The 25990-nt window shown below is 68.9% G+C and carries 22 protein-coding genes and 1 riboswitch; of the genes, 6 read left to right on the top strand and 16 right to left on the bottom strand.

Going from position 1 to position 25990, the window contains the following annotated elements; translation table 11 throughout:
* Positions 1-55: 55 nt before the first annotated feature.
* The 6 genes from OG413_RS21525 to OG413_RS21500 form a co-directional block, all read right to left on the bottom strand.
* Positions 56-1432 (bottom strand): aminotransferase class V-fold PLP-dependent enzyme, encoded by a 1377-nt coding sequence (locus OG413_RS21525; RefSeq protein WP_266807869.1) that lies wholly within the window; start codon positions 1430-1432, stop codon positions 56-58.
* Between the two features lie 172 nt (positions 1433-1604).
* A riboswitch (SAM riboswitch) is annotated at positions 1605-1722 on the bottom strand.
* A 98-nt stretch (positions 1723-1820) separates the two neighbouring features.
* Positions 1821-2885, bottom strand: coding sequence for an anthranilate phosphoribosyltransferase (gene trpD / locus OG413_RS21520; protein WP_266807868.1), 1065 nt, complete (start codon positions 2883-2885; stop codon positions 1821-1823).
* A gap of 122 nt (positions 2886-3007) precedes the next feature.
* The gene (locus OG413_RS21515) at positions 3008-4633 is read right to left on the bottom strand and encodes a ubiquinol-cytochrome c reductase cytochrome b subunit (protein ID WP_266807866.1); all 1626 of its coding nucleotides are present in this window, start codon (positions 4631-4633) and stop codon (positions 3008-3010) included.
* Entirely contained in the window at positions 4630-5682 is a 1053-nt protein-coding gene (locus tag OG413_RS21510; protein WP_266807864.1) for a ubiquinol-cytochrome c reductase iron-sulfur subunit, read from the bottom strand. The genes OG413_RS21515 and OG413_RS21510 overlap by 4 nt, the downstream gene beginning before the upstream one ends.
* The gene (locus OG413_RS21505) at positions 5679-6488 is read right to left on the bottom strand and encodes a c-type cytochrome (RefSeq protein ID WP_266807863.1); all 810 of its coding nucleotides are present in this window, start codon (positions 6486-6488) and stop codon (positions 5679-5681) included. The genes OG413_RS21510 and OG413_RS21505 overlap by 4 nt, the downstream gene beginning before the upstream one ends.
* Positions 6489-6543: 55 nt before the next feature.
* Positions 6544-7164 carry a heme-copper oxidase subunit III gene (locus OG413_RS21500; RefSeq protein WP_266807862.1) on the bottom strand — a complete coding sequence of 207 codons (621 nt, stop codon included), beginning with the start codon at positions 7162-7164 and terminating at the stop codon, positions 6544-6546.
* A gap of 187 nt (positions 7165-7351) precedes the next feature.
* On the opposite strand from OG413_RS21500, the gene OG413_RS21495 reads away from it, so the two are divergent.
* Complete coding sequence (locus OG413_RS21495) at positions 7352-7753, top strand: hypothetical protein (RefSeq protein ID WP_266807860.1); 402 nt, start codon at positions 7352-7354, stop codon at positions 7751-7753.
* Positions 7754-7810: 57 nt separating this feature from the next.
* On the opposite strand, the gene OG413_RS21490 is transcribed toward OG413_RS21495, so the two are convergent.
* The 4 genes from OG413_RS21490 to coxB all read right to left on the bottom strand — a co-directional run bounded on the left by OG413_RS21490 (position 7811) and on the right by coxB (position 12290).
* Positions 7811-9064, bottom strand: coding sequence for an Ig-like domain-containing protein (locus OG413_RS21490; protein ID WP_266807858.1), 1254 nt, complete (start codon positions 9062-9064; stop codon positions 7811-7813).
* A 129-nt stretch (positions 9065-9193) separates the two neighbouring features.
* On the bottom strand, positions 9194-9592 hold the full coding sequence (locus OG413_RS21485) for a cytochrome c oxidase subunit 4 (protein WP_266807856.1): 399 nt from the start codon (positions 9590-9592) through the stop codon (positions 9194-9196).
* Positions 9589-11325, bottom strand: a complete 1737-nt coding sequence (ctaD, locus tag OG413_RS21480; protein ID WP_073725175.1) for a cytochrome c oxidase subunit I — start codon at positions 11323-11325, stop codon at positions 9589-9591. Before ctaD ends, OG413_RS21485 begins: the two co-directional genes overlap by 4 nt.
* A complete protein-coding gene (coxB, locus tag OG413_RS21475) occupies positions 11322-12290 on the bottom strand; it encodes a cytochrome c oxidase subunit II (RefSeq protein ID WP_266807855.1) in 969 nt (322 codons plus the stop codon). Before coxB ends, ctaD begins: the two co-directional genes overlap by 4 nt.
* A 271-nt stretch (positions 12291-12561) precedes the next feature.
* Between coxB and OG413_RS21470 the strand changes: the two genes are divergently transcribed.
* Positions 12562-13959 carry a cysteine desulfurase/sulfurtransferase TusA family protein gene (locus OG413_RS21470; protein WP_266807854.1) on the top strand — a complete coding sequence of 466 codons (1398 nt, stop codon included), beginning with the start codon at positions 12562-12564 and terminating at the stop codon, positions 13957-13959.
* Here the strand turns inward: OG413_RS21470 and OG413_RS21465 are convergent, their stop codons facing one another.
* Entirely contained in the window at positions 13960-14934 is a 975-nt protein-coding gene (locus OG413_RS21465) for a carbohydrate kinase family protein (protein ID WP_266807853.1), read from the bottom strand.
* Between the two features lie 159 nt (positions 14935-15093).
* Here OG413_RS21465 and OG413_RS21460 point away from each other — a divergent pair, with 159 nt between their 5' ends.
* Positions 15094-15291, top strand: coding sequence for a hypothetical protein (locus OG413_RS21460; protein ID WP_266807851.1), 198 nt, complete (start codon positions 15094-15096; stop codon positions 15289-15291).
* A 196-nt stretch (positions 15292-15487) separates the two neighbouring features.
* Complete coding sequence (locus tag OG413_RS21455) at positions 15488-16954, top strand: hypothetical protein (protein ID WP_266807850.1); 1467 nt, start codon at positions 15488-15490, stop codon at positions 16952-16954.
* Between the two features lie 102 nt (positions 16955-17056).
* Here OG413_RS21455 and OG413_RS21450 read toward each other — a convergent pair whose 3' ends face one another.
* Positions 17057-17413 carry an iron-sulfur cluster assembly accessory protein gene (locus tag OG413_RS21450; RefSeq protein ID WP_266807848.1) on the bottom strand — a complete coding sequence of 119 codons (357 nt, stop codon included), beginning with the start codon at positions 17411-17413 and terminating at the stop codon, positions 17057-17059.
* Positions 17414-17635: 222 nt separating this feature from the next.
* Here OG413_RS21450 and nadA point away from each other — a divergent pair, with 222 nt between their 5' ends.
* Together nadA and OG413_RS21440 are read left to right on the top strand one after the other, a co-directional pair.
* Positions 17636-18823, top strand: coding sequence for a quinolinate synthase NadA (gene nadA / locus OG413_RS21445; RefSeq protein ID WP_266807846.1), 1188 nt, complete (start codon positions 17636-17638; stop codon positions 18821-18823).
* A gap of 213 nt (positions 18824-19036) precedes the next feature.
* Complete coding sequence (locus OG413_RS21440) at positions 19037-20044, top strand: hypothetical protein (RefSeq protein ID WP_266807844.1); 1008 nt, start codon at positions 19037-19039, stop codon at positions 20042-20044.
* A 124-nt stretch (positions 20045-20168) separates the two neighbouring features.
* Here OG413_RS21440 and OG413_RS21435 read toward each other — a convergent pair whose 3' ends face one another.
* The 4 genes from OG413_RS21435 to OG413_RS21420 all read right to left on the bottom strand — a co-directional run bounded on the left by OG413_RS21435 (position 20169) and on the right by OG413_RS21420 (position 25984).
* The gene (locus OG413_RS21435) at positions 20169-23318 is read right to left on the bottom strand and encodes an efflux RND transporter permease subunit (RefSeq protein ID WP_266807842.1); all 3150 of its coding nucleotides are present in this window, start codon (positions 23316-23318) and stop codon (positions 20169-20171) included.
* Positions 23319-23561: 243 nt separating this feature from the next.
* Positions 23562-24251: a response regulator transcription factor gene (locus OG413_RS21430; RefSeq protein ID WP_266807840.1), complete on the bottom strand. Its 690-nt coding sequence runs from the start codon at positions 24249-24251 to the stop codon at positions 23562-23564.
* Positions 24248-25528 carry a sensor histidine kinase gene (locus tag OG413_RS21425; protein WP_266807838.1) on the bottom strand — a complete coding sequence of 427 codons (1281 nt, stop codon included), beginning with the start codon at positions 25526-25528 and terminating at the stop codon, positions 24248-24250. Before OG413_RS21425 ends, OG413_RS21430 begins: the two co-directional genes overlap by 4 nt.
* Positions 25529-25705: 177 nt before the next feature.
* The gene (locus tag OG413_RS21420; protein WP_266807836.1) at positions 25706-25984 is read right to left on the bottom strand and encodes a hypothetical protein; all 279 of its coding nucleotides are present in this window, start codon (positions 25982-25984) and stop codon (positions 25706-25708) included.
* Positions 25985-25990 lie beyond the last annotated feature (6 nt).

The following is a 25990-nucleotide window of genomic DNA, read 5'->3' as shown; positions in this document are numbered from 1 at the left end:
GGCTTCGGCCGGGTACGGGCGGCTGCCCGTACCCGGCCGAAGCCGTATCCGGTCCTCAGACCTGCGCCGCGCCGCGGTCCGGGACGCAGCGGCCGCCCTCGGTGCGGTACTTCCACTGGGCGCCCTCACGGACCAGCTCCTTGACCGCCCGTACGAAACGCTCGACGTGCTCGTCCGGCGTACCGGCACCGAAGCTGACCCGGATCGCGTTGAGCGAGCGCTCGCCCGGCTCCGCCTCCGGCGCGCCGCACTCCCCCGGGTCCTGCGGGTCGCTGCCCAGCAGGGTGCGGATCAGCGGGTGCGCGCAGAAGAGGCCGTCGCGGACCCCGATGCCGTACTCCGCGGAGAGCGCGGCCGCGAAGTGCGAGCTGTTCCAGCCCTCCACCACGAAGGAGATCACGCCGACCCTCGGGGCGTCGTCGCCGAACAGCGAGAGCACCCTGACCTCGGGGACCTCGGCGAGACCCGCGCGGACCTCGGCGACGAGCCGCTGCTCACGGGCGACCAGGTTGTCGAAGCCCGCCTCGGTCAGCGCCTTGCAGGCGGAGGCGATGGAGTAGACGCCGATGACGTTGGGCGAACCGGCCTCGTGGCGGGCGGCGGTGGTGTGCCAGTCCACGTCCACGCCGCCGTCGGCGCGCCGGGCGACCTTGCGGGAGGCGCCGCCGCCGGCCAGGTACGGCTCCGCTTCCTGGAGCCAGTCCGCGCGGCCCGCGAGGACGCCCGAGCCGAACGGCGCGTAGAGCTTGTGCCCGGAGAAGGCGACCCAGTCGACGTCCAGCTCGGCGATGTCGACGGGGTGGTGCGGGGCGAGCTGGGCGGCGTCCAGGACGATCCGGGCGCCGTGCGCGTGGGCGGCGGCGGCCAGTTCCCTCACCGGCCACAGTTCACCGGTGACGTTGGAGGCGCCGGTGACACAGACCAGGGCCGGGCCGTAGGGGTCACGGTCGGCGAGCGCCCGCTCCAGGGTCTCGACGGCCTGGGCCGGGGTGCGCGGCGCGTTGAGGTAGGTGACCCGGGCGTCGCGCCAGGGCAGCAGGGAGGCGTGGTGCTCGGTCTCGTACACGAACACCTGGCAGTCGGCGGGGAGCACGGCGGCCAGCAGGTTGAGCGAGTCCGTGGTCGAGCGGGTGAAGATCACCTGGTCCTCGGCACGGCAGCCGAGGAACTCCGCGACGACCGCGCGGCTGTTCTCGAACAGGTCGGTGGAGAGCTGCGAAAGGTATCCGGCGCCCCGGTGGACACTGCCGTAGTACGGGGCGTACGCGGCGACGTCGTCCCACACCCGCTGGAGCGCCGGGGCGCTCGCCGCGTAGTCGAGGGCGACATAGGTGACTTCTCCGCCCGTAACCAGCGGAACAGTGACGTCCTTACCCAGAACCGGCAGCGGTGCACAAATGGACTGGTCGGTGGCAGCGGTGGAGACAGACATGGCGAACTCCCGTAACAAGGCAGGCGAATTCCCCGCGCCGGCGGACACGCGGCAGCGCGGGAAAAGAAAGAGGGTGCGCGGAGGAGGGCCGGAGGCCCTACCGCATTCGCTTGCTCACAAGAGGCTCCCTAGGGACCAGGACCCCGGGGGTTGGCATTCAACGATGCCGAGGGGCCCGCGCTTGCCGCAGACCTCGCTGCCTACGGCCTGGTCTTCACCCGGGGCACCCCGCCACGGACGGAGGGTTGCCGGACAGCGGGCCGGGGCCGTAGTCGCTGTCACTCATGACCTGCGCAGCATCTTGCCATACGTACACACATGCGCAAGGGCGCAGTCCGTCATTCGGACTGCGCCCTTGCTCACAGCGAATGCCCCCTCGGGACAGCCCTCAGGCGTTGCTGGCCGCGACCCAGCGCTCCAGGGCCCGCTTGGCCGCCCCCGAGTCGATGGACTCGGCGGCCTCGGTGATCTTCGCCGCGATCCGTTCGTTCAGCGTGCCCGCGCCCGGGTCCAGCGCCACCAGGGCGGCGGCCGAGTTGAGCAGCACGGCGTCGCGCACGGGCCCCCGCTCGCCGTCCAGCAGCCGGCGGGCGACATCGGCGTTGTACGAGGCGTCGGCGCCGCGCAGCGCCTCGACGGGCACCAGCTCCAGGCCGACGTGACGCGGGTCGAACGCCTCCTCGCGCACCTGCCCGTCGCGGACCACCCAGACGCGGGAGGTGGCGGTGGTGGTCAGCTCGTCGAGACCGTCGTCACCGCGGAAGACCAGCGCGGAATTGCCCCGGTCGGCGAGCACGCCCGCGACGATGGGTGCCATGCGGGCATCGGCGACCCCGACGGCCTGGGCGCGTACCCGGGCCGGGTTGGTGAGCGGGCCCAGGATGTTGAAGGTGGTCTGCGCACCCAGTTCCTTGCGGGCCTTGGCCGCGTACCGCAGGGCGGGGTGGAACTTCACGGCGAAGCAGAAGGTGATGCCCGCCTCCTCGGCCACCTCGACGACCCGCTGCGGGGTGAGGTCGAGGTTGACGCCCAGCTTCTCCAGTACGTCGGAGGAGCCGCTCGCCGACGAGGCGGCGCGGTTGCCGTGCTTGACGACCTTGGCGCCGGTGCCCGCGATGACGATCGCCGACATGGTGGAGATGTTGACCGTCTTGGCGAGGTCGCCGCCGGTGCCGACGATGTCGACCGTGCGGCCCGGTACGTGAATGGTGTTGGCGTGCTCGTACATCGCCCGGACGAGCCCGGTGACCTCGTCCACGGTCTCGCCCTTGGCACGCAGCGCGACCGCGAAGCCGGCGATCTGCGCGTCGGTCGCCTCACCGCTCATGATGCGGTCCATGGCCCACGCGGTGTCGTCCGAGGTGAGGTCCTCACCACGCAGCAGGGGGTTCAGCACGCCGGGCCAGGAACGGTCCGCCACGCTGCCGCCGCCGCTCGGGGTCGCCACGTTCATGGTCCGCTCCTGGGGTCCACAGCCGGTAAGGGAATGGCTCCACCCTATCCAGCGCCGGAGACCGCGAAGAGCCCCGTCCATCGAATGGACGGGGCTCCTGCTGTGGCGATCAGTTCAGGCGATCAGTGGTGACCGTGGCCGCTGGTGATCTCCTTGTACTCCTCGGCGGTGGGCTTGGCGATCTGGCTTTCCTCGCCGTAGAAGCCCTTGCTGAGCTTGACGCGCAGTTTCTCCAGGGGAGAGACCTTGCGCTTGACACCGTTCTCGTCGACCAGCGGGCCGATCTCGGCCGGCTTGTACTGCTCGTGCGCGGTGAGCGTGTGCAGCTGGCCCTGGCTGAGCGGCTCGTGGATCTCGACGAACTCACCGTGCGGCAGGCGCTTGATGATGCCGGACTCGCGCCCGTGCAGCACCTTCTCCCTGTCCCGGCGCTGGAGGCCGAGGCAGATCCGCTTGGTGACGATGAACGCGATGACCGGTCCGGCGAAGAGGAAGATCCGGACGAACCACGAGATGGCGTTCAGCGACAGGTGGAAGTGCGTGGCCCACAGGTCGTTTCCACCGCCGACCAGACCGATGAAGTACGTCGTGATCCAGGCGACACCGAAGGCGGTACGGGTCGGGGCGTTGCGCGGGCGGTCCAGGATGTGGTGCTCGCGCTTGTCGCCGGTGATCCAGGACTCGATGAACGGCCAGACCGCGATGGCGGTGAGGACGACACCCAGGGCCACCAGGGGGATGAACACGCCCAGGACCAGCGTGTGACCCCAGAGGTTGACCTCCCAGCCCGGCATCACTCGGACCAGACCCTCGGCCATGCCCATGTACCAGTCGGGCTGGGCGCCGGTGGAGACCTGATCGATCCGGTACGGGCCGATGGCCCAGATCGGGTTGATCGAGGCGATGCCCGCGATGAGGGCGATGATGCCGAAGACCAGGAAGAAGAACCCTCCGGCCTTCGCCATGTACACCGGCAGCAGGGGCATGCCGACGACGTTCTTGTTGGTCCGGCCGGGACCCGCGAACTGCGTGTGCTTGTGGTAGAAGACCAGGATCAGGTGGCCGACCAGCAGACCGAGCATGATGCCCGGCAGCAGCAGGATGTGGATCGAGTAGAACCGGGCGACGAAGTCGCCGCCGGGGAACTCTCCGCCGAACAGGAACATCGAGATGTACGTGCCCACGATCGGCACGGACAGGATCGCGCCCTGGGTGAAGCGGACACCCGTACCGGAGAGCAGGTCGTCCGGGAGGGAGTAGCCGGTGAAGCCGGTGAACATGCCCAGCACGAACAGCAGGAAGCCGAACAGCCAGTTGATCTCACGCGGCTTGCGGAACGCACCCGTGAAGAACACGCGCATCATGTGCACGAACATGGCGGCGAGGAAGATCAGCGCGGCCCAGTGGTGGATCTGCCGCATGAGCAGACCACCGCGGACGTCGAAGCTGATGTCCAGTGTCGAGGCGTACGCCTCGGACATCCGGATGCCCTGCATCGGCTCGTACGAGCCGTGGTACACGACCTCGTTCATGCTCGGGTGGAAGAACAGCGTCAGATACACACCCGTGAGGATGATGATGATGAAGCTGTAGAGCGCGACCTCACCCAGCATGAAGGACCAGTGGTCCGGGAAGATCTTGCGCATGTTGGCCTTGGCCAGGCCGTAGATGCCCAGCCGGCCGTCCGCCCAGTCGGCCACCCGCTCGCCGGCGGGCGCCTTGCGCCGTGTGTCTGTCGAAGTACTCATCCGCGCTCCCAGAAGGCAGCACCGACGGGCTCTTCGAAGTCGCCGCGCGCCTCGAGGTTGCCCTCACTGTTCACACCGATCCGCAGCTGCGGAAGGGGGTGACCGGCCGGACCGAAGATGACGCGAGCGCCGTCGGAGAGGTCGAAAGTGGACTGGTGGCACGGGCAGAGCACGTGGTGCGTCTGCTGCTCGTACAGGCTGATCGGGCAGCCGACGTGGGTACAGATCTTCGAGAAGGCCACGATGCCCTCGTGGGCCCAGTCGCGCTCGCGCTTGTCCTTGATGTCGTCCGGCTCGATGCGGATGATCATCAGGGCCGCCTTGCCCATCTGCGTCTGGAAGTCGTGCGCGTCCTCCTTCAGGCCCTCGGGCATGGCGAAGGTCAACGAACCGACGATGATGTCCTCGGGACGCAGCGGCTGCATCGTGTTCATGTTGATGAGCTGCTTGCCCTTGGACCACAGGGTGTGGCGGAGCTTCTTCTCCGGCAGCGGACCGAGGTCACGCAGCAGCACCACACCGGAGAGCGGCACCAGGGCCAGCGCGCCGAACATGGTGTTACGGATCAGCTTGCGCCGCCCGAAGGCGGACTCCTCCGCACCGGCCCTGAAGTCGGCGAGAACCTTCGCCTTGACCTCGGGGGTCGCCTCGATGGCGTGCCGCTCGTCGGCGACCTCCACGTCGGACATCAGGGTGCGCGCCCAGTGGACGGCGCCCGCGCCGATGAAGAAGAGCGCCACGCCCAGGGTCACACCCAGGGAGAAGTTGAGCGCGCTCACCTTGCCGAAGGGCCAGATGTAGACGATCTGGTCCACCGGGAAGATGACGTAGGAGGCGATGAACGCCACCGTCGCCAGCATCGACAGCGTGAACATGAACGCGACGGCTCGCTCGGAGCGCTTCGCGGCACGTTCGTCGATGTCCTGGATGCGCGGCCTGTGGGCCGGCAGCCCCGGGTCGGCGAACGGGTCGTCCGTACCCTCTACCGCGCCGTGCGCGGTCTCCTGCTCTGCGGGCAGGGTCTCTTCTGGAATCTCTTGGCTACTCATGACTTCTTGGCCTTAGCGGTGTGGGCCGCGACCCAAACGGCAACTGCGATCAGTGCGCCCAGCCCGAAGATCCACGCGAACAGACCTTCGCTGACCGGTCCCAGACCACCGAGGGAAAGCCCTCCGGGGTTCTCGGCCTTGTCACCGTTCACGGTCTTGATGTACGCGATGATGTCCTTCTTCTGCTGCTCCGGCATCGTCGTGTCGGGGAAGGAGGGCATGCTCTGCGGGCCGGTCTGCATGGCCTCGTAGATGTGCTTCGGGCTCACGCCGTCAAGGGTCGGGGCGTACTTGCCGTGTGTCAGCGCGCCGCCCTCACCCGTGAAGTTGTGGCACTGGGCGCAGTTGGTACGGAACAGGTCGCCGCCCTTGGCGACGTCCGCGCCGGCCGGGTTGACCTGATTCTCGGTCGGCGTGATCGGACCGGCGCCGAGCGACGCGACGTACGCCGCCAGCTGGTCGATCTCGGCCTGGTTGTAAATGACCTTCTTCTTCGGTACCTGGGCGCCCGGCTGCTGTGCCGGCATACGGCCCGTACCGACCTGGAAGTCAACGGCGGCGGAGCCCACGCCGACAAGCTGCGGCCCGTCGGTGGTGCCCTGACCGCCGGCTCCGTGGCAGCTGGCGCAGCCGACGGAGTAGAGCTTCTTGCCCTCCTCGATGGCGAGGGACTGGGCGGTTTCGTCGGCCTGCGCCTTGCCCGCAGGCGCAAACGCGGCGTACAGCCCCCCGGTAGCCGCCAGCGCGAGGAGTAGTACGACGATCGCCGCCAGTGGATGGCGTCGTCGTGCGGAGAGCTTTTTCACGGATTACCCCGGTGTCAGGATCTTCTGCGTCGATGGTGGGTGGGTGCGAGCCCGGTTACTTGATCATGTAGATCGTGGCGAAGAGGCCGATCCACACGACATCGACGAAGTGCCAGTAGTAGGACACGACGATGGCGGCGGTTGCCTGTTCGTGGGTGAACCTCTTGGCCGCGTATGTTCTGCCGAGAACCAGCAGGAAGGCGATGAGACCGCCTGTCACATGCAGACCGTGGAAGCCGGTGGTCAGGTAGAACACCGAGCCGTACGGGTCGGACGACAGGGAGAGCCCCGCGTCCTTGACCAGCTCGGTGTACTCCAGGACCTGGCCGCCGATGAAGATCGCACCCATCACGAAGGTGATGATGAACCAGGTGCGGAGCTTCTTCACATCGCCCCGCTCCGCGGCGAAAACGCCGAGCTGGCAGGTGAGAGAGGAAAGCACCAGGATCGTGGTGTTCGTCGCGGAGAACGGGAAGTTCAGATGATGAGCCATCTCCTTCCAGTGATCCGGTCCCATCACCGATCGCAGGGTGAAGTACATCGCGAAGAGGGCCGCGAAGAACATCAGCTCGGAACTCAACCAGATGATGGTTCCGACGCTGGTGAGGTTCGGTCGATTGACCGACGGGTGCGCGTGCCCGGTTTCTACTGTCGTTGCTGTCGCCACGACCGACATTATGTCGGTCGCTTATCCCGCCCTCACTCCGGGGGGTGCCGTTCGGTGTGTCAGCGGCGTGTGTCCTCCCCGAACGGCCCATCGAATCGGTGTCATTACCGGTGCTGACAGGCTGTCGGTCGGAGTACGATCCGCGCATCGGTTCATGCCCCGAGAGCCCCGAAGACACAGATGTCACGGAGGAACAATGCAGCCGACCGCCACGGTCCTGGTCTACAGCGACGACGCCAACATCCGCGAGCAGGTGAGGCTGGCAGCCGGTCGCAGGCCTGCGGCGGACGTGCCACCGGTGGAGTTCCTGGAGTGCGCCACCCTGCCCGCCGTCCTCGCGGCGCTGGACCACGGTGGCATCGACGTCTGCGTGCTGGACGGCGAGACGGCCCCCGCGGGCGGCATGGGCGTCTGCCGGCAGATCAAGGACGAGATCTTCCGGTGCCCGCCGGTGCTGGTGCTGATCGGCCGCCCGCAGGACGCCTGGCTGGCCACCTGGAGCCGCGCGGACGCCGCGGTGACCCTGCCGGTCGATCCGGTCGAGTTCGCGGACGCGCTGGCCGCCCTGCTGCGCAGCAGGCTCTCCGTGGGGGCCTGAGGGCCCCCACAGGGCCTCTGACGGTCCTGCCGAGGGGCAGCGCACTCCCTGGCCGGGTCAGACCTGGGGACGCAGGCGCGCGGCCTGGACGGTGTTCCCGCTGTCCGGCGTGCCGTTCTGCAGCGCGCTGCCCTTCTGCCATTTCTCCCAGGACAGGTTCCAGTCGCCGAACCCGTTGTCGAACGGCGTCATCGTCTCGCCCACGCTGCCGACGACCTCGACGATGTCGCCCTCGCGCACGGTGTCGAAGAACCACTCGGCGTTGCCCGTGCTCATGCCCGTACAGCCGTGGCTGACGTTCGCGCTGCCCTGCGAGCCGGTCGACCAGGGGGCCGCGTGGACGTACTCGCCGCTCCAGGTGACCCGCGTCGCGTAGTAGACCGGCAGGTCGTACGAATCGGAGGAGCCGGACGAGATGCCGATGCTCTCCCCGCGCATGCGTACGTAGTACTCCTTGCCGAGCACCACTTTGACGCCGTTGCGGGTGGAGAAGCCGGGCTTGCCGGTGGTGACCGGAATGGTGTTGATCACTTCTCCGTTGCGCAGCACCGTCATCGAGTGGTCCGAGGCGTCGGTGACGGCCTCGACGCGGTCCCCGGTGGTGAGCTTCAGCGGCTTGGCGGGGGCCCCGTAGAGGGCGTTGGTCACCTTGATGCCCGTGAGGTTGCTGCGTACCTCGATGGTGGCCTTGGCGGGCCAGTAGTCCTTCGGACGGTAGTGCAGGATCTTGTCGTCCACCCAGTACCAGGAGCCGGTCACCGCGGGCGTGGAGCGGACCTTCAGGGCGCGCTCCACGGTGGCCCTGGAGGCCTTGTCGGTGACCGGAGCACTCAGTTCCGCCGTGATGGGCTGTCCGACGCCGTAGGTGCCCGCCTCCGGGCCGAAGGAGACCTTCAGCAGCTTCTTGGGCGAGGTGGTCCCGAAGGTGAGCGTACGGCTCCCCGGAGCGCCGTCACCGTCCTCGGTGGAGACCCTGACGGTGTATCCGGTGCCGGCCGCGAGCGGGGCGGTGGAGTGCCACCGCTTGCCGTCGGCGGCGAGCTCGCCCGCGAGATGGCGGCCGCCGGTGTCCACCGCCGACACGTCCGTGATGCGGACGTCTTCTTCCTTGACGGTGACTTCGAGGGGCTTGTCGGGGTCGGTCTTCTCACCTTCGGCGGGACCGTTGAAGGTGACCTGTTTCCCCGCGTCGTACGGCTTCGCGGACAGCGGATGGCCATCGGGCTCGCCACAGGCTGCCGCACCTGCGACGAAGGTCACGACCAGCAGAGTGCAGCTCACTACGGTGCGGATGCGCGGCGTGTGGTTCATGAACCCACGCTAAGAAGATTCATTCGTTCCAGCGCGTTCAATGACTGCAAACGAGCGAAGGGCCCGGACTGCTCGCGCTGAGCGGTCCGGGCCCTTCGTGGGTACTGCGGTGTTACGGGCGGTGCGGTGTCACTGGGTGCGGTTCTCACCGCGGTAGTACTCGAAGACCCAGCCGAAGAGTCCGATCAGCAGCATCGGGGCCGAGAAGTACAGCAGCCACCAGCCGAAGATGACGCCCATGAAGGCGAAGGCGCCGCCGATCGCCAGGGAGAGCGGCTGCCAGCTGTGCGGGGAGAAGAACCCCACCTCGCCGGCCTCGTCCGCGACATCGGCTTCCTTGTTGTCCTGGGCCATCTGGTCGACCCGGTTGGCCGTGAAGGCCAGGTAGAAGCCGATCATGATGCTCAGGCCGAAGGCCAGGACGAGCGCGGTGGTGCCGACCGGCTCCTTCGACCACACGCCGTACGTGACGGCCATGGCGAGGATGAAGACGCTCAGCCAGATGAACATCTTGCCTTGGATCTTCACTTGCCTGCCTCCTTGCCACCGGCGAGGGCCTTGTCGGCCTCGGAGTGGTGCTCCAGCTGTTCGAGCGCCGCGATCTCCGGGTGGTGCAGGTCGAACGCCGGGGATTCGGAACGGATCCGCGGCAGCGTGAGGAAGTTGTGCCGCGGCGGCGGGCAGGACGTGGCCCACTCCAGCGAACGGCCGTAACCCCACGGGTCGTCGACCTCGACCTTCTTGCCGTACTTGGCCGTCTTCCAGACGTTGTAGAAGAACGGCAGCATCGACAGGCCGAGCAGGAACGAGGAGATCGTCGAGATCGTGTTCAGCGCGGTGAAGCCGTCAGCGGCGAGGTAGTCCGCGTATCGACGCGGCATTCCCTCGGCACCGAGCCAGTGCTGCACCAGGAACGTGCCGTGGAAGCCCACGAACAGCGTCCAGAACGTGATCTTGCCGAGCCGCTCGTCCAGCATCTTGCCGGTGAACTTCGGCCACCAGAAGTGGAATCCGGAGAACATCGCGAAGACCACGGTGCCGAAGATGACGTAGTGGAAGTGCGCGACGACGAAGTACGAGTCGGAGACGTGGAAGTCCATCGGGGGCGAGGCCAGGATGACGCCGGTCAGACCACCGAAGGTGAAGGTGATCAGGAAGCCGACGGCCCAGAGCATCGGTGTCTCGAAGGACAACGACCCCTTCCACATCGTGCCGATCCAGTTGAAGAACTTCACACCGGTCGGTACCGCGATCAGGAAGGTCATGAACGAGAAGAACGGCAACAGCACACCGCCGGTGACGTACATGTGGTGGGCCCACACGGTCACCGAGAGACCCGCGATGGCGATCGTCGCGGAGATCAGACCGATGTAACCGAACATCGGCTTGCGGCTGAACACCGGGATCACTTCGGAAATGATTCCGAAGAATGGCAGGGCGATGATGTACACCTCTGGATGGCCGAAGAACCAGAAGAGGTGTTGCCAGAGCAATGCGCCGCCATTGGCCGCGTCGAAGATATGCGCACCGAATTTTCGGTCCGCCTCCAGCGCGAAGAGCGCGGCGGCGAGGACCGGGAAGGCCAGCAGGACCAGGACACCGGTCAGCAGGACGTTCCAGACGAAGATCGGCATGCGGAACATCGTCATGCCGGGTGCGCGCATGCAGATGATCGTGGTGATGAAGTTGACCGAACCGAGGATCGTGCCGAATCCGGAGAACGCCAGACCCATGATCCACATATCGGCGCCGATGCCCGGCGAGCGGACCGCGTCCGACAGCGGGGAGTAGGCGAACCAGCCGAAGTCGGCCGCACCCTGCGGGGTGAGGAAGCCGGCCACCGCGATGATCGAGCCGAAGAGGTACAGCCAGTACGCGAACATGTTCAGCCGCGGGAACGCCACATCGGGCGCGCCGATCTGGAGCGGCATGATCCAGTTCGCGAATCCGGCGAACAGCGGCGTCGCGAACATCAGCAGCATGATCGTGCCGTGCATCGTGAACGCCTGGTTGAACTGCTCGTTCGACATGATCTGCGTGCCGGGACGGGCCAGCTCGGCGCGCATGAAGAGCGCCATCAGTCCGCCGATGCAGAAGAACACGAACGACGTGACCAGGTAGAGCGTGCCGATCGTCTTGTGGTCAGTGGTGGTCAGCCACTTGATGACGACGTTTCCCGGCTGCTTGCGCCGTACCGGCAGCTCGTCCTCATACGAGTCGTCTGCTGCCGCGGCACCCTGAGGTTCGTTGAGGATGCTCACAGTTTGTTCGTCTCCGCATTCCTGGCCGGGTCCGTCTGCTCGATGCCTGCCGGCACGTAGCCCGTCTGACCCTTCTGCGCCAGCTCCTTGAGGTGCTGCTGGTAACGCTCCGGGGAGACGACCTTGACGTTGAAGAGCATCCGGGAGTGGTCGGCGCCGCAGAGCTCGGCGCACTTGCCCATGAAGGTGCCCTCCCGGTTGGGAGTGACCTCGAACGCGTTGGTGTGGCCCGGGATGACGTCCTGCTTCATGAGGAACGGCACCACCCAGAAGGAGTGGATGACGTCACGCGAAGTGAGGACGAAGCGGACCTTCTCACCCTTCGGCAGCCACAGGGTCGGACCCGGGTTGCCGTTCTGCGGGTTGCGGGTGCCGGGGATGCCCACGTCGTAGACGCCGCCGGCGTCCTTGGGGAAGTCCTTGCGGTACCGGTCGGGGATGGCGTTGAGCTCCTTGGGGAACTCGCTGCCGGCGGAGGGCTGGCCTTCCACCTTCTCGATGTAGTTGAAGCCCCAGCTCCACTGGTAGCCGACCACATTGATCGTGTGGGCCGGCTTGTCGGAGAGCTCCAGGAGCTTCGATTCATCACGCGCGGTGAAGTAGAAGAGCACCGAGACGATGATGAGGGGAACCACTGTGTACAACGCCTCAATGGGCATGTTGTACCTGGTCTGCGGGGGTACCTCCACCTTGGTCCGGCTACGCCGGTGGAAGATGACGCTCCAGATGATCAGCCCCCAGACAAGGACACCCGTGACGAGCGCTGCCGCCCACGAGCCTTGCCAGAGGGAGAGGATCCGAGGGGCCTCTTCCGTTACCGGGGTGGGCATACCAAGGCGGGGGAAATCCTCCCAGTTGTATGAACAACCGGAGGCCGTCGCCAGGACCAGGCCCGCAGTCAGCACCTGCGGCAGCTTCCGCCGCATCGGGCGCCGCGACGAGCGGTCGGAGCCGTTGGGACTCACGTAGCGCCTTCCCGAGAGTCTCGCCCGCACGGTCGGCGCGCCCGTCTCGCTGGTCGGTCGCCGGCCCTGACGCGGGCAGGGGTTTGGATGTTTATGCGGACCAAACCCTACTGGACGCTATTTGGGGTCGCGCGGGGAGGGTGCCCAACGCGCCGCCCGACTCCCCGAAGGGGTGGAATCCGGGCCTCCGGGCGCCATCTGACGCCCCCTCTCCCGGTCTCGGCGGGCAGCCGCCACCGGAGTGGAGCCGGGTGCGGGCTAGCGTGACGGCGTGCCCTACTTCGACGCCGCCTCCGCCGCCCCCCTGCATCCCGTCGCCCGCCAGGCGCTGCTTGCCTCGCTCGACGAGGGCTGGGCCGATCCCGCCAGGCTCTACCGGGAGGGGCGGCGCGCCCGGCTGCTGCTGGACGCGTCCCGGGAGGCCGCGGCGGAGTCCGTCGGCTGCCGGCCGGACGAGCTGGTGTTCACCTCTTCGGGGACGACGGCGGTGCACTCGGGAATTGCCGGGGCCCTTTCCGGGCGTCGGCGTGTCGGGCGTCATCTGGTCCACTCCGCGGTCGAACATTCGTCGGTACTTCATTCGGCGGCCGCTCACGAGGCGGGCGGCGGCTCGTTCACCGAGGTGCCGGTCGACCGGTCGGGGGCGGTGAGCCCGGCGGCGTACGCCGGGGTCCTGCGGGCGGACACCGCGCTGGCCTGCCTGCAGTCGGCCAACCATGAGGTGGGCACCGAGCAGCCGGTGGCCGAGGTGGCCGGAATCTGCGCCGCCGCCGGAGTGCCGCTGCTGGTGGACGCGGCCCAGTCGCTGGGGTGGGGTCCGGTGCCCGGTGGCTGGTCACTGCTGACCGCGAGCGCCCACAAGTGGGGCGGGCCCGCGGGGGTCGGGCTGCTGGCCGTACGCAAAGGGGTCCGCTTCTCCCCCCAAGGACCGTCCGGGGAAAGGGAGTCGGGGCGGGCGGCCGGGTTCGAGAACATCCCGGCGATCGTGGCCGCCGCGGCTTCGCTGCGGGCGGTACGTGCCGAGGCGGCGGCCGAATCGGTACGGCTGCGCGCCCTGGTCGACCTGATCCGGACGACGGTGGCCGGGCGGGTGCCCGATGTGGAGGTGGTGGGCGATCCGGAGCGGCGGCTGCCGCATCTGGTCACCTTCTCCTGTCTCTATGTCGACGGAGAGACGCTGCTGCACGCACTGGACCGGGCTGAATTCTCCGTATCGTCCGGTTCGTCCTGCACCAGCAGCACACTGACGCCGAGCCATGTGCTCAAGGCGATGGGGGTGCTGTCCGAGGGAAACGTCCGGTTGTCGCTCCCGACGGGCACCACCCGGGCCGATGTCGACCGCTTCCTTGAGGTGCTGCCGGGAGTGGTGGCCGGGGTGCGCGAGAAGCTGGGCGCCCCGGTATCGGCGCCTCCCTCCCCCACAGCCCCCTCCCCCTCTCCCGCCACGTCCCTCGTCGTCGACGCGCTGGGCAGGCGCTGCCCGATTCCGGTGATCGAGCTCGCGAAGGTGATCGGGGAGGTGCCCGTGGGCGGCACGGTGACGGTCCTGTCGGACGACGAGGCGGCGCGCCTGGACATCCCGGCGTGGTGCGAGATGCGCGGGCAGGAGTACGTGGGTGAGGAGCCGGCGGAGCAGGGCTCGGCCTATCTGGTCCGCCGGCTCGGCTGACTACGCCAGGTGGAGGCGCACCTCGGCGGCGGCCTCGTCGCCGTACGCCTTGGTGAAGCGGTCCATGAAGTCGGTGCGGCGCAGGGTGTACTCCTGGGTGCCGACCGTCTCGATGACCAGGGTGGCGAGCATGCAGCCGATCTGGGCGGCACGCTCCAGGCCGACACCCCAGGCCAGACCGGAGAGGAATCCGGCCCGGAAGGCGTCGCCGACGCCGGTCGGGTCGGCCTTGGTCTCCTCGTCCGGGCAGCCGACCTCGATCGTCGCCTCGCCGACGCGCTCGATGCGCACGCCCCGGGCGCCGAGTGTGGTGACCCGGTGGCCGACCTTGGACAGGATCTCCGCGTCGTTCCAGCCGGTCTTCGACTCGATGAGCCCCTTCTCGTACTCATTGGAGAAGAGGTACGTGGCACCGTCCAGCAGGATGCGGATCTCGTCGCCGTCCATGCGGGCGATCTGCTGCGAGAAGTCCGCGGCGAACGGGATGTTCCGGGAGCGGCACTCCTCGGTGTGCCGGAGCATCGCCTCCGGGTCGTCGGCTCCGATGGAAACCAGGTCGAGGCCGCCGACCCGGTCGGCGACCTTCTTCAGTTCGATCAGCCGGGCCTCGCTCATCGCGCCCGTGTAGAAGGAGCCGATCTGATTGTGGTCGGCGTCCGTCGTGCAGACGAAGCGGGCGGTGTGCAGTACCTCGGAGATCCGTACCGAACCGGTTTCGACACCGTGCCGGTCGAGCCAGGCGCGGTACTCGTCGAAGTCGGCACCTGCCGCGCCGACCAGGATCGGGCGGGTGCCGAGCAACCCCATGCCGAAGCAGATGTTGGCGGCGACACCGCCCCGGCGCACATCGAGGTTGTCGACCAGGAAGGAGAGGGAGACCGTATGCAGCTGATCCGCGACCAGCTGGTCGGCGAAACGGCCGGGGAAGGTCATGAGGTGATCGGTGGCGATGGAGCCGGTGACTGCAATACGCACGGGGAGGATTCTCCTCGACAGGCGAAGGGAACGCGGGAGCGCGCCCTCCGGGACGGCGTGACAGTTCACGCTACCGGGTCACCGCGACCGGCCCGAAAGGGGAAAACTACCCGATAGTAGGGCTTTCTACCTGAGTACGACCGTGCGTACGGTGCGGATATGTCGAAGCACACCGCACCTCGTGAGTCCGAAATGAGCCTGGCCGAGCTGCGCGGGGACTGCGCGCGCATGGCGCCACACTGGGTGGTGCCCGCGAAGACTGCCACGCCACCGGTGGCACCGTCCCTGATTCACGGGGTCTCGGTGCCGCCCGCGTCCGCCCGGCTGATCGACGCGACGGCCGAATACGGCGACTGAGTCCGGCCGCCGGTTGCGGCAGCGGCTCTTTCCGGCCTTTTCCCGCCGGTTCGGGGCCGGGCCGTGTGCGACGAGCGCGGTTTCCCGGCGTCCGCCGGTGGAACCGCGCGCTCCTCCGCTCCGTCCCACCGTTGTCTCCCGTCCGGGAGGCTCACGGTAGGTCACGTGACGGCGATGCAGTCGAAGGAGCGATCCGGTGAGCACCGAGCGACCCGACAACGACGTGACCGGCCCCCGGCGGCGGCGGCGTCCGCCGCTCGCGGTGGCCTCGGTGGCGGCAGCGGTGCTGCTGGCCGGGGGCGGCGGCGCGTACTGGGCCTCGACCGCTTCGGGCGGCGACGGCGGTACGGACAGCGGCTCCGCGGCCCGCGGCGACGGCGCCGCCCCCCTGCTGGCCCTGGACGAGTCCGGCGCCGGCCCCGCCGAGTCCGGGGACAGCCCCACGGCACCGCCCGAGGGCATCGCGCCGGGCGAACCGGATCCCAGCGGCGCGGGCATCACCTACCGCGCCTCCGGCGAGCTGCCCGACGGCCCGGACTCCGCGGCCGTCCACCGGGCGACGGGTACGGTCACGGCGGCCGAGGTGACCCGGCTGGCGAAGGCGCTCGGCGTGCCGGGCACCCCGCGCACCGAGGGCACCGCCTGGAAGATGGGCAGCGGCAAGGGCGGCTCCGGCCCGGTCCTGAGCGTCAGCAAGCAGGCTCCCGGCAGCTGGACGTTCGCCCGGTCCGGCTCAGGCGGCACCATCCCCTGCGAGTCCGCCACGGTGTGCGCGAACGGGAACGCGGTGCCGGGCCGGACGGACCCGGTGAGCGACAAGGCGGCGAAGGCGGCCGCCGCTCCCGTGCTCAAGGCGATCGGCCAGGACGACGCGACACTCGACGCGGGCCAGCTGATGGGCCCCGTACGGGTGGTGAACGCCGACCCGATGGTGGACGGGCTGCCCACGTACGGCTGGCAGACCGGGATCCAGGTGGGCCCCGGGGGTGACGTGATCGGCGGGAGTGGACACCTCAAGGCCCTGGAGAAGGGCGACACGTACCCGACGATCGGCGCGGACGAGGCGCTGAAGCGGCTGAACGCGTCGAACCGGAAGAGCGGCAGGCCGGACGTCGGCGGCTGCGCCACTCCCGTACCGCTGAAGGGCGAGCCGAAGCCCTCGCAGCCGCACTCCGCGCAGCCGCGGTGCGTGCCGTCGAACGGCAAGGAGGCACCGGTGACGATGACGGTCGGCAAGGCGGTGTTCGGGCTGGCCCTGAACTACGTGGACGGGCGGCAGACCCTCGTACCGTCCTGGCTCTTCTCGGTGCGGTCGGCGCCGGGCGGCCCGCGGAGCACCGTCACCCAGGTGGCCGTGGCCCCCGACTTCCTCGCGAAGTCGGACCCGCCGCAGGAGGCGGGCGACCGGAAGGTCAGCTCGTACAGCGCGGACGGCCGGACGCTGGAGGTGGCGTTCTGGGGCGGCGCGTGCAGCACGTACACGGCGAGCGCCGAGGAGAGCGCGGGCCAGGTGCGGGTGTCGGTGGCCGAGACCGAGCAGGAGAGCGGCAAGGTCTGCATCATGGTCGCCAAGGAACTGAAGCGGACGGTGACGCTGGACGCGCCGCTGGGCGACCGGAAGGTGATCGACGCGGTGTCCGGCAGCGGGGTGCCGCGCGGCTGAACACGCCGCGGAACACACGGCCGGGGCGGTGACGGCCGACGGCGGCGGCCCCCGGGGATCACTCCCCGGGGGCCGCCGCCGTCAGTCGTTGCCTCGGGACGCCTAGTTGAAGGAGTCACCGCAGGCGCAGGAACCCGTGGCGTTCGGGTTGTCGATCGTGAAGCCCTGCTTCTCGATGGTGTCGACGAAGTCGACGGAGGCGCCGCCCAGGTACGGGGCGCTCATCCGGTCGGTGACGACCTTGACGCCGTCGAAGTCCTTCACGACGTCGCCGTCGAGCGAACGCTCGTCGAAGAAGAGCTGGTAGCGCAGGCCCGAGCAGCCGCCGGGCTGAACGGCGACACGCAGCGCGAGGTCCTCACGGCCCTCCTGCTCCAGCAGGCCCTTGACCTTGGCTGCGGCGGCGTCCGAAAGGAGGATGCCGTCGTTCACGGTGGTGGTCTCGTCCGATACGGACATCTGCTTCTCTCCCGGGTTGTACGGACTGCTTGCCGACGTTTCAACCGTCAGGGCCGCGGATTCATTCCGGGCCAGGCGCGTGTCTGTTCCTTTTCATGCTCGCACACCGCACCGGTGGCGGGATGCGTCACATCGACGCTATCGGCATCGTCAAAGTGACACGAAGCGGTTATGATAGATAATGTCAAATAGACGAAAAGGCGAGTTCGCAGAGAAGAAAGGGTGCGTGACGTGACCACGGCCCAGCCCCTGGATGTACAGCCGACACCCCTCGCGCTGCTGCTGCTCGGCCGCGAGGCCGACCCGAAGAGCGAGCGCGGCGTCGAGTGTCCCGGCGACCTCCCCTCCCCTTCCGACCCGGACCTGGTGGAGCGTGCGCGTGCCGCGAAGGAGAAGCTCGGGAACAAGGTCTTCGTTCTCGGCCACCACTACCAGCGGGACGAGGTCATCCAGTTCGCGGACGTCACCGGCGACTCGTTCAAGCTCGCCCGGGACGCGGCCGCGCGTCCGGAGGCCGAGTACATCGTCTTCTGCGGCGTGCACTTCATGGCCGAGTCCGCGGACATCCTGACCGCGGACGACCAGAAGGTCGTCCTGCCCGACCTGGCGGCGGGCTGCTCGATGGCCGACATGGCCACCGCCGAGCAGGTCGCCGAGTGCTGGGACGTCCTGACCGACGCGGGCGTCGCCGAGCAGGTGGTGCCCGTCTCGTACATGAACTCCTCCGCCGACATCAAGGCGTTCACCGGCAGGCACGGCGGCACGATCTGCACCTCCTCCAACGCGAAGACGGCCCTGGAGTGGGCCTTCGAGCAGGGCGAGAAGGTGCTCTTCCTCCCCGACCAGCACCTCGGCCGGAACACCGCCGTACGGGACATGGGGATGACGCTGGAGGACTGCGTCCTCTACAACCCGCACAAGCCGGGCGGCGGCCTGACCACCGACGAACTGCGGAACGCCAAGATGATCCTGTGGCGCGGGCACTGCTCGGTGCACGGACGTTTCTCGGTCGATTCCGTCAACGACGTGCGCGCCCGCATACCCGGCGTCAACGTACTGGTGCACCCGGAGTGCAAGCACGAGGTCGTGACGGCTGCGGACTACGTCGGCTCGACCGAGTACATCATCAAGGCCCTGGAAGCGGCCCCGGCCGGCTCGAAGTGGGCGATCGGCACGGAGCTGAACCTGGTCCGCCGCCTCGCCGAGCGCTTCGCGCCCGAGGACAAGGAGATCGTCTTCCTCGACAAGACGGTCTGCTTCTGCTCGACGATGAACCGGATCGACCTCCCGCACCTCGTATGGACGCTGGAGTCGCTGGCCGAGGGCAACCTGGTCAACCGGATCGAGGTCGACCCGGAGACGGAGAAGTACGCGAAGCTCGCGCTGGAGCGGATGCTGGCGCTGGCGTAGCCGCGACAGACCCGGTCCCGGCCCCGCGGCCACGGCACCGACGTCGTCGTACGCCCTCGTATCCGCCGCATCCCGTCGTATCCGCTGTATCCGTCGTATCCACATGTGACCGGACAGGCTGAATTTTCTCCTGTCCGGCACATGGGCGCCCGTGCCGTGACTACGCTGCGGCGGGACCTCGCACCGGCCTCCGATACGACAGTGGAAGTTCTGATGACGATCGATCCAGCCACCAGCAGCGCCCTCGAACGCGACATCCTTCTGCTCGAACAGCCGGGCCGGCAGGCCGAATCCGCGCTGGTGAACCTGGTGAGACAGGCGGACCGTACGGCCGACCCGGACGCCCCGGACGCCCCGCCCGCCGAAGGGCCGGACAGCACACGCTTCCGCGCCAGACAGGCTCTTCGCACCTACGGGCATGCCGCCCCGGCCAACCGCGAGGCGCTGGACACGGTGTGGCAGGAGCAGTCCGGCGGACCGGTGCCCGATTGGCTGCCGCTCCCCGAAGCGACGCTCAAGACCGTCGCCGCCTGGCTCCTCAGCGCCACGTGGGCCGATTCGTACGCGTACTGGACGGATCACGCCGACACGCTGAGCTCACCGGACGCCCCGGTCGCGCTCGCCGAATACGCGCTCGTCTCCCCGGACTCCGCGCGGCAGCACCAGGCGCTCAGGGAACGCGTCCTGGCCGAGGGAGCGGACGTCGTCTTTCCCCGTCTGATGCTGGACGACCAGCTCGCGGAATGGCTCCGTTGCAACGGCTGGAAGGAGTCCCAGCAGTATCTGCGGGACCACCCCGACCTGCTGCGCACCACCGCTCCGCCCTCCGCGCCCCTCACCCACGACGCCCTCCTCCATGTCTCCCGCTCCGACGGGATCGCCGCCGCCTACCGGCTGATCCGTGACCGCGAGGCGCTCCAGAGCTATCTGCAGCGCGCCCTCGACGCCGGAGACGCCAACTCGCTGCTCCATGCCGCGGGCATCGAGGGCGAGGTCTTCGGCGACCGGCTCTCCTCCTTCGCGCATGCCCAGGTCGGCATGATCCTGGCGGGCGCCACCGACGGCATCACTCCGGAAGAGCTCGTGGATCTCGCCGCCGCGGCACCGGAAGAGGTCCGTGGCCGCCTGATCCGCGAGATCTCGGCGCTGAGCGTCCGCCACGCGGACCGGAGCCCCGACCTCTGGCTCCGGCTCGTCCGAGCCCTCGTGGAAGCCGGCTGACGCTCGCCCTCCCCTCGGGGGACGGCGGACAGCGCAAGGGGGCCTGCCCCACGCGGAGTGCGTGGGACAGGCCCCCTTCGTCATGAGCCGTCAGCCGTTCGGGACGGATGGGCGGATGGGCGGATCACACGCTCGAAGGCTCGCTCTCGCGGGCCTCGTCGGTGACCGTTTGAGCCGGGACGCCGGCCTTCTCCGCCCGCTTGGCCGCCTTCTTGCCGGCCCTGCGGTCCTTGCGCAGCTCGACCATCGCGTACAGCGTCGGGACGAGCAGCAGGGTCAGCAGCGTGGAGGTGATCAGACCACCGATCACCACGACCGCCAGCGGCTGCGAGATGAAGCCGCCCTCGCCGGTGACGCCGAGCGCCATCGGGAGCAGGGCGAAGATCGTCGCCAGAGCGGTCATCAGGATCGGGCGGAGCCGGTGACGGCCGCCCTCGACGACTGCTTCGACGACGCCCATGCCCTGCGACCTGTACTGGTTGATCAGGTCGATCAGCACGATCGCGTTGGTCACCACGATGCCGATCAGCATCAGCATGCCGATCATCGCCGGGACGCCCATCGGGGTGCCGGTGATGATGAGCAGGCCCAGGGCGCCGGTCGCCGCGAACGGGATGGAGACCAGCAGGATCAGCGGCTGGATCAGGGACCGGAAGGTCGCCACCAGCAGCATGAAGACGATCGCGATGGCCGCCAGCATGGCCAGGCCCAGCTTCATGAAGGCGTCGTTCTGGTCCTCGGAGACACCGCCGATCGTGGCGGTGGCACCCTCCGGCAGGTCCAGGGAGTCGATCTTCGACTGGAGCGAGGTGCTGACCGCACCGGTGTTGTCACCGGTGGGCTTGGCGGTGATCGTCGCGGAGCGCTGTCCGTCGATCCGGGTCATCGAGACCGGGCCGGGGACCAGCTTGACATCGGCGATCGCACCGAGCTTGACCGGGCCGAGGGGCAGGTCCTTCAGCTCGGCCATGGTGGTGGCCGGGTGGGACGACCTGACGATGATGTCCCGCTCGGTGTCGTCCAGGATCGCCTTGCCGGACGGGGTACCGCGCACCGCACCGGCGACGGCCGCGCCGAGCGTGGCCTCGTCGAATCCGGCGGCGGCCGCCTTGTCGTTGGCCTTGACCGAGATACGCGGGACGCTCTGCGAGAGGTCGCTCTGGACGTCGGTGACGTCCTTGAGCTTGCCGACCTCGGTGCGTACCGCTTCGGACGCCTTCTTCAGGGTGTCCCCGTCGGCGGCCTTGACCACCACGCTGAGGTCCTGGCTGCCGAAGCCGTCGCCCGCGGCGATGGTGGTGTCGCCGATGCCGTCGAGCTTGCCGAGGGCCTCGTCGATACGGTCCTGGGCGGCCTCGAAGTCGCCCGAGTCCTTCAGGGTGATCTGGTAGGACGCCTGGTTGGCGCCCGAACCGCCGCCGAAGGCCGCCATGAAGCCCGACGAGCCGACGGTGACCTGGTAGTCCTTGATGCCCTTGTCGTCGTTGAGGACCTTCTCGACCTTCTGGGCCGCCTCGTCGGCGGCCGCCAGGCTGGTGCCGGGGGTCAGCTCCTGCTTGATGGAGAGGACTTCCTGCTCACCCTGGTCGAAGAAGTTCGTCTTGAGCAGCGGCACCATGCCGAAGGTGCCGAAGAGCACCGCGACGGCGATGACGAGGCTGGTGATACGGCGCCGGGTGGCGAAGCGCAGCACCGGTACGTAGAGCCGCTGCAGCTTGCTGGCGGCTTCCTTCTCCTCGGCCTTGCGGCGTGCCTCGGCCGGGTTCTCGGCGGTGCCCTTGGGGGCGCGCAGGAACCAGAACGAGAGGACCGGGACCACGGTCAGCGAGACCACCAGGGAGGCCAGCAGGGCCGCGGTGACGGTGAGGGAGAACGAGCCGAAGAGCTGACCGACCATGCCGCCGACCAGACCGATCGGCAGGAAGACGGCGACCGTGGTGAGCGTCGACGCGGTGACCGCTCCGGCCACTTCCTTGACGGCCGCGATGATCGCCGGCTGGCGCTCCTCGCCGTAGCCGAGGTGGCGCTTGATGTTCTCCAGGACCACGATCGAGTCGTCGACGACGCGGCCGATCGCGATGGTCAGGGCGCCGAGCGTGAGCATGTTCAGCGAGAGGTCGCGGGTCCAGAGCACGATCAGCGCGAGGACCACGGAGAGCGGGATGGAGACCGCGGTGACCAGGGTCGAGCGCAGTGAGGCGAGGAAGACCAGGATCACGATGACCGCGAAGACGAGGCCGAGCGCGCCCTCCGTGGTCAGACCGGAGATCGCCTTGGAGACGGCGGGGCCCTGGTCGGAGACGACGGTCAGCTCGGCACCGGCGCCGAGGTCCTTGCGCAGGTCCGGGAGCTTGTCCTTGACGGCGTCCGAGATGGCGACGGCACTGCCGTCCTTGTCCATGGTCGCCATGACGGCGAGGCTCGGCTTGCCGTTCGTACGGGTGATGGAGACCGCGGTGGACGGCTCCTGCTTCACCGCGGCGACGTCACCGACGCGGACCGGCTCTCCGGGCCGGCCGGTCGCCGGGTCCTTGGCGGTGACCTGGAGGTTCTCGATCTGCTTCAGCGAGGTGAAGCCGCCGCCGACCTGGATGGTGCGGCTCTTGCCGGCCTCGGAGAACGAACCGGCCGGGACGGTGGCGCCGCCCGCCTGGAGCGCCTGGGCCAGCGATCCGGCGTTCAGACCGGCCTCGGCGAGCTTCTTGTCGTCGGGGACGACGGAGATCTGGAGCTCCTGGACACCGTCGACGGCGACCTGTCCGACACCCTCGATGTCCTCAAGGGCGGGGACGACCGTGCGGTCCAGCTGGTCGGCGAGCGCCTGCTGGTCCTTGTCGGAGGTGACGGCGAGGACCACGGTCGGGATGTCGTCGGTGGAACCGGCGATGACCTGCGGGTCGACGTCGTCGGGGAGCTGGATGCGGGCCCGGTTGACGGCCTGCTGGATGTCGGCGACGAGTTGCTTGGTGCCTTCGTCACCGAAGTCGAACGTCGCCATGATGACGGCGTTGCCCTCGCTGGCGGTCGAGGTGACGCCCTCGATGCCGTCGACGGCCTTGATCGAGTTCTCGAGCGGTTCGACGACCTGCTTCTCGACCACATCGGGGGACGCACCCGGGTAGGGGGCCAGCACCGACACCATCGGAAGTTCGATGGTGGGCAGCAGCTGCTGCTTGAGCTGCGGGATCGCGATAGCGCCGAAAACGAGCGCGACGATCGAGATCAGCCCTATCAGGGCCCGTTGCGCGAGGCTGAATCTGGACAGCCAGGACATGGGTGGGTCTCTCTTCTGTGGCTTACGCGGCAGATGGGCGGGAGAAACAGGGGACATCCCGCCATCTCTACGATCGCCGATCCCGGTTGCGGGAACGTCGGCCCCCGGGTTGCTTTCTTATGTCGCGCATACCGCAGGTGGAGTACGCCGGATCTCCACCCGTAGCCGCACTTGTCGCCCCTCCCGACGCTCCACCCGCCGCCTGCCCGGGACCGCACCCGCCGCTCGGCCACCGCTCGGCCGTCATTCCAGCCGCGCGCGCACCAGGCCCGATTCGTAGGCGATGACCACCAATTGGGCGCGGTCCCGGGCGCCGAGCTTCGCCATCGCCCTGTTCACGTGCGTCTTGACGGTGAGCGGGCTGACGGCGAGCCGTTCGGCGATCTCGTCATTGGAGTGTCCGCCCGCGACCAGCACCAGGACCTCGCGTTCGCGGACGGTGAGCGCGGCGAGCCGCTCGGAGTACGCGGCGGCGTCCGGGCCCTCCCCCGAACTCCCGCCCTGTGCGAGGAACGTGGCGATGAGTCCCTTGGTCGCCGCCGGGGAGAGCAGCGCCTCACCGCCCGCGGCGATACGGATGGCGTTGAGGAGTTCGTCCGGCTCCGCACCCTTTCCGAGGAAGCCCGAGGCTCCGGCGCGCAGCGACTGCACGACGTACTCGTCCACCTCGAACGTGGTGAGCATGACGACCCGCACCTCCGCCAGATCCGGATCGGCGCTGATCATGCGGGTGGCGGCGAGCCCGTCCGTACCCGGCATCCGGATGTCCATCAGCACCACGTCGGCGCGCGTCGAGCGGGCCAGTTCCACGGCCTGCGCACCGTCCGCCGCCTCGCCCACGACCTCCATGTCGGGCTCCGAGTCCACCAGCACACGGAACGCGCTGCGCAGGAGCGCCTGGTCATCGACGAGCAGCACCTTGATCGGTGTCACGCGCGTCCCCCCGTCCTGCCCGCCGTGCCCGGCCGTTCCGGTTCACCCGCGCGGGCCTTGACCGGCAGGATCGCATGCACCCGGAATCCGCCTCCGTACCGAGGGCCCGCGGTGAGGGTGCCGCCGAGGGCGGTGACGCGTTCGCGCATGCCGATGAGGCCGTGGCCGCCACCGTCGCGGTCCTCGCCCTGCGCGGCCGGGTACGCGTCACCGCCCCGGCCGTTGTCGAGCACCGTGACCTCGGCCGTGGCCCCGACCCGTATGACGCTCACTTCCGCCCTGGTGCCGGATCCCGCGTGTTTGCGGACGTTGGTCAGCGCCTCCTGGATGACCCGGTACGCGGCCAGGTCGACGGCCGCGGGCAGCGGGGGCTCGTGGTCGACGCAGGCCACCTCGACGGGGAGCCCGGCGTTGCGGAACGTCTCCACCAGCCCGCCGAGTACGGCCAGCCCGGGGGCCGGCTCGGTGGGCGCCTCGGGGTCGCCCGACTGCCGCAGCAGTCCGACCGTGGCCCGGAGTTCGTTGAGCGCGGAGCGGCTGGCGTCCCGGACATGGGCGAGCGCCTCCTTGGCCTGGTCCGGGCGCTTGTCCATGACGTGTGCGGCCACCCCGGCCTGCACGTTGACCAGGGCTATGTGATGGGCGACGACGTCGTGCAGGTCCCGGGCGATCCGCAGCCGCTCCTCGGCGACCCGGCGGCGGGCCTCCTCCTCACGGGTCCGCTCGGCCCGTTCGGCGCGCTCCCTGATCGCGTCGATGAACGCGCGCCTGCTGCGGACGGCGTCCCCGGCGGCACCGGCCAGCCCCAGCCAGGCGAAGACGCCGAGGTTCTCCTGGCTGTACCAGGGGGCCGAGCCGAAGGACATCGCGGTCACCGTCAGCACGGCCACGCTCAGCAGCCCGACCCGCCAGGTGGTGGGCCGGTCGGTGCGGGACGCGACGGTGTAGAGCGCGATGACCGCTCCCATCACCACCGGGGCCGGCGGGTCCATCGCCACGAACTCCACGACCGACAGGGACACGGTGAAGGCGAGCACCGCCACGGGGCGCCGCCGGCGCAGCACGAGCGCACACGCGCTGAGCACCATCACGAGCACGCTGAAGGCTTCGGGGGTACGGGTGCCGAAGCTCGGTCTCCCGTTCGCCGAGTTCGGGTCGGCGAACGACCCGCAGATCATGCTCAGGAGCACGAGGAGCGCGAGGGCCCCGTCGAACGCGAGGGCGTGGTCCCGCAGCCAGCGGCGGGCACGCACGAGCCCGGACGAGAGGGTGGTCACGTCGAGCAACGGTACGGCGTGTCGTACGCGGATCCGTCCGCGCGGTGTGCGAATACGGCCACAGCGCGGACGGGCCGCGGGCGGACAGCACGGTGCCCCGCGGCCGGCGGACCGGGCGGGGCACAGACGTGCGGGTACTGCGGGAGCGTGGGACCGGCCCGCGTACGGCGGCGGGAGTCAGCCGGGGATCAGCCCGTCGTCGCTGAGCATGGCGCGCACCTCTTCGAGGGTCGCGTCCGGCGACGGCAGGATCAGCCCGGACGGCTCCAGGGAGTCGTCCGGCACGGGCGTACCGAGCTCGCGCACCTTGTCCAGGAGCGCGTGGAGCGTCACGCGGAAGCCGGGGCCGTCGCCGCTCTCCACCTCCGCGAGCAGTACGTCGTCGAGCTCGTTGAGCTCGGTGACATGACTGTCGGCCAGCTTGACCTGGCCCTCCCCCATGATCCGTACGATCATGACGTT

This window comes from Streptomyces sp. NBC_01433 (genome assembly GCF_026340105.1).
Classification (GTDB): domain Bacteria; phylum Actinomycetota; class Actinomycetes; order Streptomycetales; family Streptomycetaceae; genus Streptomyces.
Note: the sequence above shows the minus strand (reverse complement) of the source record. Positions and strands in the feature narration are given on the sequence as shown.